This is a genomic window from Spirosoma flavus (assembly GCF_054778555.1).
In genome coordinates this window covers 436,610-451,772 of the sequence record NZ_BAAGZL010000002.1, presented here as the reverse complement: position 1 = coordinate 451,772, position 15,163 = coordinate 436,610, and the positions used below count along the sequence as shown (strand labels likewise).

13 protein-coding genes are annotated in these 15,163 nt (G+C 47.8%); 10 read left to right on the top strand and 3 right to left on the bottom strand.

The annotated features are described in order from the left end of the window. The first annotated feature begins 5 nt into the window (after nucleotides 1-5). A complete protein-coding gene (ppsA, locus tag ACYVF1_RS10925; protein ID WP_461078545.1) occupies nucleotides 6-2,645 on the top strand; it encodes a phosphoenolpyruvate synthase in 2,640 nt (879 codons plus the stop codon). Between the two features lie 115 nt (nucleotides 2,646-2,760). On the opposite strand, the gene ACYVF1_RS10920 is transcribed toward ppsA, so the two are convergent. After that, the gene (locus ACYVF1_RS10920; protein ID WP_461078543.1) at nucleotides 2,761-3,708 is read right to left on the bottom strand and encodes a DUF4886 domain-containing protein; all 948 of its coding nucleotides are present in this window, start codon (nucleotides 3,706-3,708) and stop codon (nucleotides 2,761-2,763) included. 165 nt (nucleotides 3,709-3,873) lie between these two features. Between ACYVF1_RS10920 and solA the strand changes: the two genes are divergently transcribed. The 5 genes from solA (at nucleotide 3,874) to selD (ending at nucleotide 8,547) form a co-directional block, all read left to right on the top strand. Further along, complete coding sequence (gene solA / locus ACYVF1_RS10915; protein ID WP_461078541.1) at nucleotides 3,874-5,043, top strand: N-methyl-L-tryptophan oxidase; 1,170 nt, start codon at nucleotides 3,874-3,876, stop codon at nucleotides 5,041-5,043. A gap of 152 nt (nucleotides 5,044-5,195) precedes the next feature. Next, the gene (locus ACYVF1_RS10910) at nucleotides 5,196-5,798 is read left to right on the top strand and encodes a YbhB/YbcL family Raf kinase inhibitor-like protein (protein ID WP_461078539.1); all 603 of its coding nucleotides are present in this window, start codon (nucleotides 5,196-5,198) and stop codon (nucleotides 5,796-5,798) included. A 26-nt stretch (nucleotides 5,799-5,824) separates the two neighbouring features. Next, a complete protein-coding gene (locus ACYVF1_RS10905) occupies nucleotides 5,825-6,373 on the top strand; it encodes a hypothetical protein (RefSeq protein WP_461078537.1) in 549 nt (182 codons plus the stop codon). Nucleotides 6,374-6,461: 88 nt separating this feature from the next. Continuing rightward, nucleotides 6,462-7,526 carry a tRNA 2-selenouridine(34) synthase MnmH gene (gene mnmH, locus ACYVF1_RS10900; RefSeq protein WP_461078535.1) on the top strand — a complete coding sequence of 355 codons (1,065 nt, stop codon included), beginning with the start codon at nucleotides 6,462-6,464 and terminating at the stop codon, nucleotides 7,524-7,526. After that, a complete protein-coding gene (selD, locus tag ACYVF1_RS10895) occupies nucleotides 7,507-8,547 on the top strand; it encodes a selenide, water dikinase SelD (RefSeq protein WP_461078533.1) in 1,041 nt (346 codons plus the stop codon). Before mnmH ends, selD begins: the two co-directional genes overlap by 20 nt. A gap of 12 nt (nucleotides 8,548-8,559) precedes the next feature. Here selD and ACYVF1_RS10890 read toward each other — a convergent pair whose 3' ends face one another. Continuing rightward, nucleotides 8,560-9,972: a hypothetical protein gene (locus ACYVF1_RS10890; protein WP_461078531.1), complete on the bottom strand. Its 1,413-nt coding sequence runs from the start codon at nucleotides 9,970-9,972 to the stop codon at nucleotides 8,560-8,562. Beyond that, entirely contained in the window at nucleotides 9,969-10,559 is a 591-nt protein-coding gene (locus tag ACYVF1_RS10885) for a hypothetical protein (protein WP_461078529.1), read from the bottom strand. Before ACYVF1_RS10885 ends, ACYVF1_RS10890 begins: the two co-directional genes overlap by 4 nt. A gap of 101 nt (nucleotides 10,560-10,660) precedes the next feature. Here ACYVF1_RS10885 and ACYVF1_RS10880 point away from each other — a divergent pair, with 101 nt between their 5' ends. The 4 genes from ACYVF1_RS10880 to modA are packed head-to-tail and all read left to right on the top strand — an operon-like array spanning nucleotide 10,661 to nucleotide 15,066. Continuing rightward, on the top strand, nucleotides 10,661-12,685 hold the full coding sequence (locus ACYVF1_RS10880) for a TonB-dependent receptor plug domain-containing protein (RefSeq protein WP_461078527.1): 2,025 nt from the start codon (nucleotides 10,661-10,663) through the stop codon (nucleotides 12,683-12,685). A gap of 7 nt (nucleotides 12,686-12,692) precedes the next feature. Then, nucleotides 12,693-13,199, top strand: coding sequence for a molybdopterin-dependent oxidoreductase (locus ACYVF1_RS10875; RefSeq protein WP_461078525.1), 507 nt, complete (start codon nucleotides 12,693-12,695; stop codon nucleotides 13,197-13,199). Nucleotides 13,200-13,233: 34 nt separating this feature from the next. Beyond that, nucleotides 13,234-14,307 (top strand): cytochrome-c peroxidase, encoded by a 1,074-nt coding sequence (locus ACYVF1_RS10870; protein ID WP_461078523.1) that lies wholly within the window; start codon nucleotides 13,234-13,236, stop codon nucleotides 14,305-14,307. Between the two features lie 21 nt (nucleotides 14,308-14,328). After that, on the top strand, nucleotides 14,329-15,066 hold the full coding sequence (modA, locus tag ACYVF1_RS10865) for a molybdate ABC transporter substrate-binding protein (RefSeq protein WP_461078521.1): 738 nt from the start codon (nucleotides 14,329-14,331) through the stop codon (nucleotides 15,064-15,066). Nucleotides 15,067-15,163: the final 97 nt, after the last annotated feature.

The window sequence follows — 15,163 nt, the reverse complement described above, 5'->3', positions numbered from 1 at the left end:
TAGAAATGAAAAGCACTAAGTCGTACGTGATTGATTTTCAGTCTACTGGTAAATCACAAATTAGCATTGTCGGCGGTAAAGGCGCGAACCTGGGGGAGCTTTCCAGGATCGAAGGAATACACGTACCAGATGGCTTTTGTGTTGCCACCGAAGTGTTTAAACGGATCATCACTCAGGAACCATTGATCGACAGATTGCTGGATGAATTATCGTTTCTAAAGCCGGAGAACCGCGATAAAATTGGTGAACTTAGTGCCAGAATTCGCCGGATCATTGAGGAAACGGCTGTTCCTCAAGATATCGAAGAAGATATAATAAGTCATCTCTTAAAAACTGGAGAAAGCGATGCTTACGCCGTTCGGTCTAGTGCTACGGCGGAGGATTTACCAACGGCTTCCTTTGCTGGTCAGCAGGATACGTACCTGAATATCATTGGGAAAGAAGCGATTTTGAAGCATATCAGTAAGTGCTGGGCATCGCTATTTACGGATCGCGCGGTAATCTACCGAATGCAGAATGGCTTCGATCAGCGTAAAGTGCAGTTGAGTGTAGTTATCCAGCAGATGGTTTTTCCGCAGGTGTCCGGAATTATGTTTACGGCCGACCCCATCACGGGTAACAGAAAAGTTACTTCCATAGATGCCAGCTTCGGACTTGGTGAGGCACTGGTTTCTGGCCTGGTGAACGCAGATACGTATAAAGTACGTAGCGGTAAGGTTATCGAGAAGAACGTATCCACCAAGAAGCTGGCTATTTATGCACTAAAAGAGGGCGGTACGAAACAGCATGAACTTGATTCAGAGCAGCAAAGTCAGGCACTGACGGATGAGCAGATTTTACAACTTGAGCGCATCGGCAGAAACATAGAAGGGCACTTCGGCCAGCCGCAGGACATTGAATGGTGTTTGGCGGATGATGCGTTTTATATTGTCCAAAGCCGCCCGATTACTACGTTATTTCCCATTCCGGAAACCACAGACCAGGAGAATCATGTATACGTATCGGTCGGCCATCAGCAGATGATGACGGATGCGATGAAGCCTTTTGGGATATCAATCTGGCAATTAACCGCTCCCCGACCCATGCCTACCGCTGGAGGAAGGATGTTTGTTGATGTGGCGCCGGATCTGGCTTCCCCTGCCAGAAGAAACATTATCGTAAATGTGCTGGGAAAATCTGATCCGATTATCAAAGGTGCCGTAACGGCCATTCTGGAGCGCGGAGATTTTATCAAGACCCTGCCAGATGATACGTCGGAACAGGGACTCAGTAAGAATCAGGACCCTTCGTACGTCGATTATCAAACATTGAAGGACTATGATCCGTCCATCGTTGATGAGTTGATCAAGCGTAGCCAGACGTCAATAGACGAGTTAAAACAGGCCATTCAGAACAAATCAGGAACGGAGCTGATTCGTTTTATTCCTGAAGCTATTCAACATTCGAGAAAGCGGAAAGATTTATCTGATCAGCAGAGTTTTGGCGTGATTATGACTGCTATGAATGCGTCGGCCTGGATCAATGAGAATATGCTGACGTGGCTGGGTGAAAAGAACGTAGCAGATACACTGTCGCAGTCTGTTCCCAATAATGTTACGTCGGAAATGGGGCTGGCGTTACTGGATGTTGCCGATGCGATTCGCCCTTATCCCGACGTCATTACGTATCTGCAACGGGATACTCTTCGACAAGAAAAAGAGGGTGTTTTTCTGGATGAACTGGTAACGATTCGGGGCGGGCAGGAAGCCCGAGAAGCTATTCAAGCATTTCTAACCAAATACGGCATGCGCTGCGCCGGGGAAATTGATATTACGAGACCACGCTGGAGTGAAAAACCTGCAACGCTTGTTCCGCTGATTCTCAGCAACATAAAAAACTTTGAGCCCGGTGAAAGTAAGCGAAAATTTGAGCACGGACGGCAGGAAGCCTTGAAAAAGGAAAAGGAATTGCTGGACCGATTGAAACAACTACCGGATGGCGAACAAAAAGCCGAAGAGACCAGGCGAATGATTAGTCTGGTACGTAACCTCGCCGGTTATCGGGAATATCCAAAATACGACATCGTTAGCCGCTATTTTGTGTATAAACAGGCTTTACTGAAAGAGGCCGAACGGCTCGTTGAGGCCGGCGTTCTCCGCGAAAAAGAAGATATTTATTACCTCACTTTTGACGAACTGGGCGAAGTTATTAGCACTCATGCACTGGATTACCAGCTCGTCAGCGATCGAAAAGATGAGTACAAAATCTTTGAAAAACTAACGCCCCCCCGCGTTTTTACGTCTGACGGCGAAATCATTACGAGTAACTACAAACGCGAACATCTTCCGGCTGGTGCTTTGGCAGGACTTCCGGTTTCTTCAGGAATTATTGAGGGACGGGCGCGGGTCATTTTAAATATGGAAGATGCCGATCTGGAAGACGGAGATATACTGGTCACTAAATTTACGGATCCTAGCTGGACGCCCTTGTTTGTTTCTATTAAAGGGCTGATTACCGAGGTAGGCGGGCTGATGACGCACGGAGCCGTTATCGCACGAGAATATGGCTTACCCGCCGTGGTCGGCCTGGATAATGCAACCAAATTAATTCAAGATGGGCAGCGAATTCGGGTGAATGGAACGGACGGATACGTAGCGTTACTATGAAGGGAAAATAAAAAAGCTCCAGTAGTTGTCCTACTGGAGCAATGGAAACGTAACTCTCAAAAAACGCCGAGAATCCAGCTTTATTGTGTGGGCTGCAACAGAATGCCGCTATTTTTCACTTTATTTTTGCCTTTCTTTCTCTTTTAACCGTTTTCCAGGCCACTTTTTTCAATTGACGAGCAAAATCATCGTCGACCTCTACTGGTTTAAACGTCAGCTTGACGGGCGATTCGCGAAAAAGGAAGCTGTACCAAACCAGCCCGCCTAAATAGCAGCCAGCCGCGTTGGCGTGGTGGGAATCAAAAACCAGTTTGTCTTTGTCCCATCGGTAACCTACATGCAATGAGTGCGTTTGGTTGGGCAACGTGGGGGATTTCGCCTGTTTCGAATCGAACGTATTGTCCTGGTGATACGCCCATTTCGAACTGGAATTTATTCGCCAGAAAGCATCGCCGTTTGGAATAATTGGAATACCTAATTCACCAGCTATAGTATGGTAAGCCGCCCGCGATTTCTCCCACATTTGTTGCGCACTTTTGGCAGAATCTCCATTGGCTATCCGACTAAAATCCTTTGAGTCAGTGCGGTATGCCCAGGTTTGGTGAAGAACTACTTTTGCATTCGGCTGGAGTTTTTTAACGTAGTCGTATAATTTTTTGGCGTAAGGACGATACGTTTCTACGTCGCCGGATAAAATGGATGCCTGTTGAATCGTAACAATATCCCAGACACCATCGGATAACAGCGTTTTCAGGGATTTTCCGTTGTAGGGTTTCCCCTGCGGATCATCGGGGTTTCGTTCGGCCGCTTCGGCATGGTCCCAGTGGCGTTGGAGCGAACTACCGCCAATTTCGGCCCGCCCGATCACCAATACGTGGCCTCCTTCTTTGCTTAACTCGGGTAAATATTTCGATGCGTTTTGCGAAAAGCTATTCCCAATCATAAACAAGCGTAATGGTTTTTCGCTGCCGCCCGATTGTGCCTGTACAAAGGCGATTTCGACCGAGAAGAGGAATAAGAAAAGAATAAATGTTCTTCGAAAAACGGGGCTGAGTTTGATCATTTTTTAGTCAAAGAATCCTGGTAAATTTCTGAGTCAAGTTATAAGGTTAATGAATTATTGGCTACCTATAATTTACGAGCAATCCACAACGTAGTAACTTTCCTTTATAATCTAAACGGATTTAGTCATTTCTTTACCCATCTAATGGCGTAATTGATTCCCGATATGGTTCTCGACGCGATTGTAGTAGGCTTGGGCGCGATGGGCAGCGCAGCACTTTATCAGCTTTCCAAACAAACACCTAACGTAGCAGGCATTGACCAGTTCAATCCACCGCATACACTGGGGTCAACGCACGGCGATACCCGAATTACGCGGCAGGCTATTGGCGAAGGCCTACACTTTGTGCCATTGGCGCTACGTTCCTATCAGATTTGGCGGGAACTCGAACAACGTGCTGACGAACAACTTCTGGCTATCACGGGTGGACTATTTGTCGGGCAGCGCGACTCATCGGTGCGGACACGTAACAAACCCGGCTGGCTTACGACTACGCTTCAGGCAGCCGAACAGTTCGGAATTGAGCACCGAATTCTCGATCCGGAAACGCTACGTCGGGAATTTACGCAGTTTCGGTTTCAGCCGAATGACATCGGTTATTATGAGCAGGAGGCTGGCTTTTTAAAACCCGAACGCTGCATTACTGTACAGCTCGATCAGGCCCGGAAAAATGGCGCGTCGGTTCATACGCAGGAGCGGATGGTGTCGTTTGACAAAACTGCCGGAGGGGTAATTGTTCACACGAACAATGCAACGTATAAAACCCGAAAGTTAATCCTTACGACGGGAAGCTGGATCACCGAGTCGCTACGTAATACGCCGTATGCCGACCTGCTCAAAGTATATCGGCAAGTTTTGTACTGGTTTGAGATTCAGGGTAATTATGCTCAATATACACCGGATAAACTACCGGTATTTATTCTGAATGATCGAGGTGTATATGGGTTCCCAGCGATCAATGGATTAGCAGGTGGGCTTAAAGTCGCGACTGAAACATTCGAACGCGCTACGTCGCCAGATGAAATAAATCGAACAGTTTCAGATTCAGAAAAGCAAAGCATGTATGAGCAATACGTAGCGCCTAATTTTGTCGACATTGGGCCAAAATGCATTAAATCAGTAGTTTGCCTGTATACCATGACGCCAAATGGCGACTTTATCATCGATCATCATCCGAACCATTCTGATGTATTGTTGGCTTCGGCCTGTTCGGGGCACGGGTTTAAACATTCGGCGGCCGTCGGGCAAATTCTATCCGACCTGGCTTTGCAAGGACGTACCGAGTTTGACATAAAACCTTTTCAGCTAACAAACTTTTCGACGCATACTACGTAACAAAAACATGTCGGTAATTACAGGCTACGTTACGTCAAACTGCACAAAGGCAATACGTTGGCGAAACAATCGACACTGGAATCCGATTGTACCTGTAAAAACAAATCGGTACGTCCTCCTGATCAAGATTGGTCTCTTAACCAAATGTTACCATGAAGCAGCTAGCTATTGCCATTGCGTTATTAACAGGAGTAATTTCCGCCACATACGCTCAGCAAAACGCAACGCCGGCCTCGACGACGGCTTTACTGCCCATGCGCCTGACTACAACCGCTTTTTCTGACGGAGGGATTATTCCCGTGAAATTTTCCCAGGCGGCCCCAAACGCAGCACCGGGCGGAGGAACATCGCCTGCTTTGAGTTGGTCTGACGTACCACCAGGTACTCAGAGCTTTGTGTTGCACATGCATGACGTAGATGTCAGCCGAAACAAAACGACCGACGATAACCTGCATTGGCTAGTCTGGAATATACCCGCTACAGCGACGAGTCTTCCCGAAGGCGTTCCGGCGGGTGCGCAATTGGCCGATGGCAGTTACCAGATGAATGTGTTTACAGCGGGTTATCGGGGGCCGGGCGCTGCAGCTTCGGGGCCTTTGCACCACTACGTATTCGAACTATATGCGCTGGATACTAAACTTGATGTTAAACCGAGTGCGGGCGGTTCGGAGACGCGGATGGCCGTCTTAAAAGCTATCGATGGGCATGTTTTAGGGAAAGCTGGGTATGTGGGTTTATTTAAACGTCCGCAGTAACCGTTCCGAATTGTAATTTGATATTTATGAAAACCATTCACATACGAGTTTTTTTGCTGTTTCTTCTGCAATTCCTTGTCATTAATCAACTACTGGCTCAGACAGAATTTGACTTTCGAAAAGTTCGTTGGGGTTTTTCGCCGAAACAGGTTCGGGATGCTGATACGCTAAAGCCTACGTCGGTCAAGAAAGAGCAACTTGTTTATGCCCGCGTGCCCTTGGCTGGCCGAACGGTAGGGCTTGAGTATGAATTTAATGGCGACTCGCTGCTGTCAGCAAACTATTTTTACTACGTACTGCCGGGCGTTTCTGAAGCCGACGTAAAACAGCTCGCCATCGACTTAGCGGCATTGATAACGGACAAATACGGCAAAGGAAAAACCGCGCAGGTTGGCGAACTCCAGACCGTTACGTGGCTGACGCCCCGGACCCAAATCCGGCTGGCTTTAGGAAATGCCAATCGAGGTTGGTCTGTAGAAGTGACGTACCTCTGCCGGGTCTGTTCAGGCGATCCCCAAGACGCTAAACGGGCTAAAGAACCCTGGAAACCGTTAAAAGAGGTCCAGGATTTGTAGCCATTTGTCTCCGTAATTTCAGGTGAATTGACCGGATTTGCAGTTTCTTAAATCGGATGAGCGATATTCGTACATTCATCAGAATACCATGATCAAAGCCATATCGATAAGCGACTTTCTACGGTTTGACGATCCCATACCGCTTGCCGATGTGCGTACACCTGCCGAATTTACGCATGGACATATTCCCGGCGCATTCAATTTGCCATTGTTTAGCAATGAGGAGCGGGTGCAGGTTGGTACTACGTATAAACAGGTCGGACGAGAAGCTGCGATTCTGCTGGGGTTTGACCTGACGGGACCAAAATGGTCGGGGTTTATCCGGCAGGCTTTGGATATGGCTCCCGACAAGAAAATTGCCGTGCATTGCTGGCGGGGCGGTATGCGAAGTGGCGCAATGGCTTGGGCGCTAAGTTTATACGGTTTTGAGGTTTACCTGATTGAAGGGGGTTATAAGCAATATCGCCGTTGGGTACTTGAGCAGTTTGCAGCTGTCTTTCAACTGGTTATTCTTGGCGGTATGACAGGATCGGGCAAAACCAGAATCCTTCAGCAACTCCAGGCAATGGACCAGCAGGTTATCGATCTGGAAGATTTGGCGCAGCACCAGGGTTCATCATATGGAACTCTTAACCGATTGATACAGCCAACGCAGGAACAATTTGAAAATAACCTTGCCGATACATTAAAAAAGCTGGATCGGCAACGCCCTATTTGGGTAGAGGACGAAAGCCTGAAGATTGGGAAACTAATCATTCCGAATCCATTCTGGCGCCAGATGGGAGCGGCTGTACTAATTGATATTCAGGTTGATCTGGAACGACGGATTGCGAATCTGGTTGATGAGTATGGTAAGCTGGACAAAGATTTTCTCATTACCTGCACCCAGCGCATCCACAAACAACTCGGTCCCCTCCAGACCAAACAGTCTGTTGCAGCCATTCAGGAAAATCGGATGGAGGATTTTATTCGATTGGCACTGGTTTATTACGACAAAAGCTATCGAAACGGGTTGAGCAGACGGAACGAGGATCAGGTTTTTTCGCTTCTGCTTTCAAACTCAGATACCATTTATTGCGCTGAACAATTAGTAGAATTCAGTACGTCCGTGCTAAAAAACAGCGTTCAAACGAATGAATACACCAACGGTTAAACTTACTCAATACTCGCACGGAGCTGGCTGTGGCTGTAAAATCAGTCCGGCTATTCTCGATAAAATATTACACAGTCCACTGGCGCAACTTGCTGACCCGCGTTTGCTGGTTGGTAACGACAAACGCGACGATGCCGCTGTTTTGGACCTGGGGAATGGGACAGCACTCATTTCGACAACCGATTTTTTTATGCCGATTGTGGATGATGCCTACGATTTCGGACGTATCGCTTCAGCCAACGCGATCAGCGATGTGTATGCGATGGGTGGGAAGCCCATTCTGGCAATTGCGATTCTGGGTTGGCCAATCAATAGTATACCGCCCGAAGTAGCCCAAAAGGTTTTAGAGGGATCGAGGGCTATTTGCGCCGAAGCAGGTATTACGTTGGCCGGCGGCCATAGCATCGACTGTCCTGAACCCGTTTTTGGATTGGCTGTCAATGGGTTAGTGAATATCCCGCAATTAAAACAGAATTCCACCGCTACGGCTGGCTGTCGATTATACCTGACCAAATCACTTGGTGTTGGAATTCTTTCTACGGCTCAAAAAAGGGATATACTACGTACCGAAGATGCCGCCATCGCGTTAAAAAGTATGACGACCTTAAATAAGCTGGGTGAGGTATTTGGACAGCTTGAAGGCGTTAAAGCCATGACCGACGTAACAGGTTTTGGTCTGTTGGGGCACCTTGCCGAAATGTGCGAAGGTAGTGGGGTTTCAGCTGTAGTAGAATTCGATAACGTACCGATTATCAGCAACCTCGATTATTACCTTGAACAAGGTTGCTACCCCGGTGGCACGCAACGTAACTGGGCGAGCTATGGTCATAAAGTAGGATCTTTGACCGATAAGCAGAAATATGTGTTAGCCGATCCCCAAACCAGTGGGGGCCTGCTAGTGGCTGTTACGCCGGAACATGCCCCCGAAGTAGAGCAGATTTTGCAGGAACATGGATATCCGAGCCAGCGCTTAGGCTGGCTAAAGCCGCAAGAGGGTGGTCCGCTGATATCAGTTGTATAACCACTTCTGCATTTATTCAACGGAATTTTGGGGCTGTATGAAACGTGCTTCCCACTGATACAGCCAGTCCGAAATCTTGCCAAGTAGAGACGTAGAAGCTAGATAGATATACATCAGAAACAGGATTTTAAAGAATCCCCGGCGGAACGTAAAGGGAACGTTCGCTCCTTCAATGTGCAAAATCAGGAAATCAAAGAGTACGTAAGTCGCCAGTATCCAAAAGAGTGTGAATTGTCCCTTTCTGTCGCGGAAGATGATGATATTCAACGTAGTAAGTGCCAGAAATACATAGACGGCGTAGTTCCAGTAAGTCTGGTGGAGCAGTACCGTATCGGTCATAGTGCCGTAGATGGTGAATAATTTAGTAAAGTAATTTCCCGTTACGTTTTGAAGGGCTCCTAAATGCGTTCTGGCGGGCAATGCTACGTATCCGCGCAGAAAAATGTAATTCCAAAAAACAAAGGGTAGGAGACAGGCGACAAATAACGCCGATGCCTTCATGAGTGCCTTGCCTGCCGAAGGACGTAACGAGTTGATAAACAACAGCAGTGAGCCAATTGAAACAAACAAAATGGTTTCAGTACGTGTCCAGCAGGCAAAGACAAAGAACAATGTAGCCGCAATCAACGTACTACGTTGTGAATCATCAAAATAGCGCTGTAACAGCATAACACCAACTGCGAAAAAAGCTGCGTTTGCCCAGTCAGTTTGAACGAGAAATGTGTAAGCGAACAGTTCCGGACTACAGGCTAGAATGGTGATCAGAAAACCAGCCAGCAGCGGGTGAATGCGCTCCCGCATCTCGGCGTAGATAAACAAACCGAAGGCCATTACCAGAATCGTAAGCCACAATTTTCCGAAAGCAAACGTACCAATTCCCCCAGCCGCCAGTAGGTAAAGTATCTGCTGCATGGCCGTAAATGGCGCATAAAAAGGCTGGTTACTGAATACAGATACGGACGGCAGATGTTCCGTAAATACCGATGAAACCAGCGTATGTTCTTTCACCGCAAACGTAGCAAGCAAGTCCGGCCCGACGATGGTATCGAACGGTAAATTTGGATACCACGCACATTTCCAGGCACTAATAAACAGCAGATACCCCCAGAAAACCAGAAAGGGTAATTCATACAAACGAACCATAAACTGGTGTCGGGCCAACGTAGTACGCAGATACGCGGACTGTCCACGTAACAGCAGTACTGATAAAACGGCCAGTATGCCAAGTCCGATGAACATGGGCAATCGCGCAATAGGCACTTGGGCAAACTGAAGCACAAAAGGTAACACGGAGCTTATACCCAGCCCTGCCAGCATCGATAATCCCAGCAAACTCAGCCCGTTCGAAACCGGGCGAAGTCGGGTCACGACGCCAAAACCGGTTAGAAACTGAGCAAGAACAAGATACGTAACAGCTAGCGTCATTGCTTCGATTTGTAGTAAGCCCGCGCTTGATCGGGTGTGTAGGCGAAAAAATGCGGATCGTATTTTTTGAACTCACCCAGCACCAGGGGGCGGTTGTGTTCTTTAAAAGTCAACAGGAAAATCTTGTTTTCGAACACCCAGAACGTGTGCGTGGCTCGCTGGAGTAACGAATCGGGTGCCGTCATATCCAGCAAATGAACTGATTTGCCGAGGTGATAATATAAACTGCTCGGATATAGCCAGTTGTAACCCGTCGATTTGCCCAGATTATAGGCATTGCGAATCAGGTAACGTTGTGGAGGAATCAAAAAATAGTCGTTAGGCTGGCAACGCTGACGAATGAGATCGAGATAGGGACTTGCCTGCGCGTAACCTTCCTGTCGACGTTCAGCAACGGAGGTCTTTTGGCTCAATCGCTGGCGCTGGTTGTAAAATCGACTGATCGAATCGGTGAGCCATTCCTGATTTAAAGGCAACCAAAGCAATATGCCTACCAGCGTACAACTGACAATCAGATACATAAACTGTACGTACCAGTATCGCCGACGGTGGCTGGCTGCGTAAAATCGGTCCGAAAAAATCGACATGCCGGAATGATGAATAAGACGTAGCGCGAATATAGATTACCGGCCCAACATAGATGCTACGTAACGGGTCATCAGCATTCGGTTGATAACGTTATATTTGCGTGAATATAACGACCTGGCGCAATAACAAACGAATGCTCAACTTTACGTTACGTACCGCTTTTGCGGCAGTATTGATTACTAGTGTATTGACAGTGAACGTATTGGCGCAAGCTGATACGGCTGGTACCAGCCGTGTCTTTAGTTTGGGTGAAGTAACTGTGTTGGGCCGACGAGGAATAGACTCAACAAATACAGCTTCGAGCCAACGTATCGAAGCTTTTAACCGGCTCGATGTTGGACGCGCGCTGAATTTGTTGCCCGGTATCAACGTGTCCAGCGTTGGAGCACGTAACGAAACGATGGTATATGTGCGGGGCTTCGATCTTAGACAGGTGCCGGTTTTTATCGACGGTATTCCGGTTTACGTCCCCTACGATGGCTACGTTGATTTAGGTCGATTCACTACGTTCGATCTGGCTGAAGTGAACGTAGCAAAAGGGTTTTCGTCAGTGACCTACGGCCCCAATACCCTGGGCGGAGCGATCAATCTGGTTTCTCGTAGACCGCAGAAAAAGCTGGAATTTGATGGGCGGGCCGGTTGGTTAAGTGGGCAGGGGCGTCGACTGAATCTGAACATTGGCAGTAATCTGGGAAAGTTTTATATTCAGGGATCGGCCTCGCAACTGAAGCAGGAAACGTTTCCGCTGTCGGCCGATTTTGCACCACAGACGCAGGAGGATGGCGGCAATCGCGAAAATGCGTACCGAAACGATCGGAAATACAGCCTCAAGGTTGGCTTTACACCAAACGCAACTGACGAATATACAATCAGTTATATCAATCAGCACGGCACCAAAGGCACACCGCCCTACGTCGGGGGCGATTCCCGGCAAACGGCTCGATTCTGGCAATGGCCGTATTGGGATAAAGAAAGCTGGTATTTTATTTCTCGTACGGCCATCACAACGAATAGTTACCTGAAGGTTCGACTTTTTTACGATAAGTTTAAAAACCTGCTGAGTGCCTTCGACAACAATACATACACGACGCAGACGCGGGGTTCTTCATTCAACAGTTACTACAACGACGATACTAAAGGTGGTTCGCTTGAATATGGTGCCCGACTGGCCACTAGTCATAACCTGAAAGCGTCAATTCATTACAAACAGGATCGTCACCAGGAAAACAATGCAGGTGAACCGGTACGTAACTTCGTCGATCAGACGCTATCGTTTGGTGTGGAAGATGTCATTGCGCTGGGAAGTCGGTTTTCGCTCGTTCCGGGAATTAGTTACAACAGTCGGACAAGTTTACAAGCCGAGAACTACAACAGCACGACCAAAACGATTTTGCCATTTCCCGGTAATAATAGCGATGCGTTAAACGCCCAGGCTGGCCTTTTTTACAACCCAGAGGAGCAACGACAACTGAGCCTGACGGTCGCTAAGAAAACTCGTTTCGCTACTGTAAAGGATCGGTATTCGTATCGAATGGGTGCCGCTATTCCGAACCCTGATTTAAAAGCAGAATCGGCGCTGCACCTCGAAGCTGCCTACGCTGATCAATGGAGCAAATACGTAGCAGTCCAGGCCAGCGCGTTCTATAGCCGACTGACCGATGCTATTCAGCAGGTGAACAACGTACAGCCAAACGTTTATCAATTTCAGAACACGGGTCTGGCTGTATTTTATGGAGGAGACGTATCACTTAAAATTCCGGTGAGTACAGCGTTTCAGGCGGGTGTTCAATATTCGTACATCCACCGGGAAAACTTAAGTACACCCGATTTGAAATTTATCGACGTACCTGAAAACAAAGTGTTTGTCTATGCGCAGGCCCAGTTACTACGTCGGGTTGGTTTAATTGGTAACGTTGAGTATAACTCGAGTCGGTATAGCACTAGCTACGGTACACAGGCGGGCGGTTTTATGGTTGCGAATGCTAAAGGAAATGTTCGCATCCAACGATACGTCAGTGTGGAAGGCGGGGTGAATAATATCTTCGACCGGAATTATGCATTAGCTGAAGGCTTCCCGGAACCGGGCCGAAATTTCTTTGTTAATCTGGTGATTAGTAATCTGTAAACCCATTATGAACTCCCTAAGCTTACGTAGCAAAACGATTGCCCAATCCGCTTTCTTCATCGCTTTATGTTTACTGGCACCAAGCGTTCGCGCCCAGACAATTACGATCTCCGGCGAAGTTACAAAACCGCTTACTTTACAGGCTGCCGATCTGAAAGCCATGACCCATACCGACGTAACGGCGAAGGAGCGAGATGGTAAAGAACATACCTATGCGGGTGTTCCTCTGGTCGATCTGCTCAAACAGGCGGGCGCTACGTTAGGCAGCGAACTCCGGGGCGAAAACCTGACAAAATACGTAGTAGTGAAAGCTATAGATGGTTACGAGGTTGTATTTGCCCTTCCTGAAATAGACCCAGAATTTGCTACCAGAACCATTATTCTGGCCGATGCTGTTGATGGCGCTCCGCTTGCGCAGGGCGTCGGACCGTTTCGCGTGGTGGTTCCCGGTGAGAAAAAACCAGCCCGCTGGATTCGCGAAGTAAAATCAATTGAAGTACGGTTTGCTAAGTAATAATGTTGTCTGCATGATAACATACTGTTAAAAGATGCGTATCTGGCTACTTGGTTTTATTTGTTTAGTCGCTCTGGGCGTTTCTGCCTGGACAGCGATTGATGACCCTGTGCCAACTGGTCCTTATACACTTCACTATCCCGCTGCGTTTGGCGGTCGGTTCACCATTCCTACGGATAATCCAACGACGCAGGAAGGCGTTTACCTGGGGCGAATGTTGTTTTATGATCCAAAATTATCGTCAACCCAAACCATTTCCTGCGCAAGTTGCCATCAACAAGCGCGGGCTTTTACGGATGGACTTCCGTTGAGCGTAGGCGTCAGTGGTAAACTCACCCAGCGCAATTCAATGTCGTTGACGAATTTACTTTGGGTACGGCAATTATTTTGGGATGGACGCTCAAACAGTTTAGAAGAACAGGCCTTGGTTCCCCTTGGGCATGCCGATGAAATGGGGTCGAAAACTGGCGAAGCAGCCCAGCGATTGCAGAAAACAGCGCCTTATCCAGCCTTATTTAAAAAAGTGTTTGGCTCCGATACCATTACCGACGCACGCATTGGCAAAGCCATCGCTCAGTTCGAACGAACCCTGATTTCGGCTAATTCGCGCTACGATCAGTATTTGCAGGGAACGTATCAGTTGACTGAATCGGAGAAACGAGGGATGCAGCTTTTCAATACGTCGCCTTCCCTGGAACGTAACACGCGCGGAGGTAACTGCGCACATTGCCACGGTGGACCAAAATTATATCAGGAAGTATTTCACAACAACGGTCTCGACCAACGGGTGAAAGATGCTGGTCGACAGGCTATTACCGGGCTTGCTCTGGACAAAGGACGATTCCGCGTGCCGACCCTGCGTAACATCGCCCTCACCGCTCCTTACATGCACGATGGACGATTTGCTACGTTAGACGCTGTTCTGGATCATTACAGCGAACATATTCAAAACAGCCCAACGCTGAGTCGCGAATTGCCGGCGGAAACAAATGGTTTTCATTTGACACGTAATGAAAAGTCTGAGTTGATTGCGTTTATGCATTTATTTACGGATAGTACGTTCGTCAATAAGCCCGAGTTCGCCAATCCGCATCATCGTATAAAGTAGCGCGTACTGTTTATCGTATTTATGAAAAAGTTAATTCTGATTTTGCTTCTTTGTCCGTCAAGTCTATTCGCTCAGTCGTTGCGAGTAGCGGTGGCGGCAAATGCGCAGTTTGTGATGGAGCAACTGAAAACTGCTTTCCAGAAACAAACAGGTATCAATGTCGAATCTATCGTAAACTCATCTGGAAAACTGACTACGCAAATTCAGCAGGGCGCGCCGTACGATGTGTTTTTATCGGCCGATATGGAATATCCACAAACGCTGCATAAAGCTGGATTTACGCTGGAGGCACCGGTAGTTTATGCGTACGGGTCGTTGGTCTTGTGGACGGCAGGCGATTTAACCGTCGGTGCTGATTTGAAAGTGCTATCTGAACCGGGTGTTCGCCATATAGCGATTGCCAATCCAGCGACCGCCCCTTATGGCGAAGCGGCCATCTCGTTCCTGAAAACCAGAAAATTGCTGGAAAAAATACAGCCAAAAATTGTCTACGGCGAAAGCATTGCGCAGGTGAATCAATACATTTTATCGGGTTCGGCTGAGATAGGTTTCACCGCTAAATCAGTTGTGCTTGACCCCAGTCTTACCAAGCGCGGTCATTGGGTTGATATACCAACAACAGGATATTCGCCTATTGCACAAGGTGTTGTGGTGTTGAAACGTACCGAGCAAGCCAAAGCCGCTCAACAATTTCTTGCTTTTTTGGGGAGCCCGGCAGCACGACGTATTTTGCAGAAATTTGGATACCAAATAAAATAATGAGCGATGAACGATGAGTGATAGGTTTACCGACGCCGTCCAAAATATACGCGTCAGCCAACTTACCACTCATCGTTCATCGCTCATCATTACTAGC

Bases quoted from the DNA above. Each gene is read 5' to 3' on its own strand.
- modA (WP_461078521.1), top strand. From the start codon at position 14,329: ATGAAAAAGTTAATTCTGATTTTGCTTCTTTGTCCGTCAAGTCTATTC.
- ACYVF1_RS10875 (WP_461078525.1), top strand. From the start codon at position 12,693: ATGAACTCCCTAAGCTTACGTAGCAAAACGATTGCCCAATCCGCTTTC.
- ACYVF1_RS10890 (WP_461078531.1), bottom strand. From the start codon at position 9,972: ATGACGCTAGCTGTTACGTATCTTGTTCTTGCTCAGTTTCTAACCGGT.
- ACYVF1_RS10920 (WP_461078543.1), bottom strand. From the start codon at position 3,708: ATGATCAAACTCAGCCCCGTTTTTCGAAGAACATTTATTCTTTTCTTA.
- mnmH (WP_461078535.1), top strand. From the start codon at position 6,462: ATGATCAAAGCCATATCGATAAGCGACTTTCTACGGTTTGACGATCCC.
- selD (WP_461078533.1), top strand. From the start codon at position 7,507: ATGAATACACCAACGGTTAAACTTACTCAATACTCGCACGGAGCTGGC.
- ppsA (WP_461078545.1), top strand. From the start codon at position 6: ATGAAAAGCACTAAGTCGTACGTGATTGATTTTCAGTCTACTGGTAAA.
- ACYVF1_RS10905 (WP_461078537.1), top strand. From the start codon at position 5,825: ATGAAAACCATTCACATACGAGTTTTTTTGCTGTTTCTTCTGCAATTC.
- ACYVF1_RS10885 (WP_461078529.1), bottom strand. From the start codon at position 10,559: ATGTCGATTTTTTCGGACCGATTTTACGCAGCCAGCCACCGTCGGCGA.
- solA (WP_461078541.1), top strand. From the start codon at position 3,874: ATGGTTCTCGACGCGATTGTAGTAGGCTTGGGCGCGATGGGCAGCGCA.
- ACYVF1_RS10910 (WP_461078539.1), top strand. From the start codon at position 5,196: ATGAAGCAGCTAGCTATTGCCATTGCGTTATTAACAGGAGTAATTTCC.
- ACYVF1_RS10870 (WP_461078523.1), top strand. From the start codon at position 13,234: ATGCGTATCTGGCTACTTGGTTTTATTTGTTTAGTCGCTCTGGGCGTT.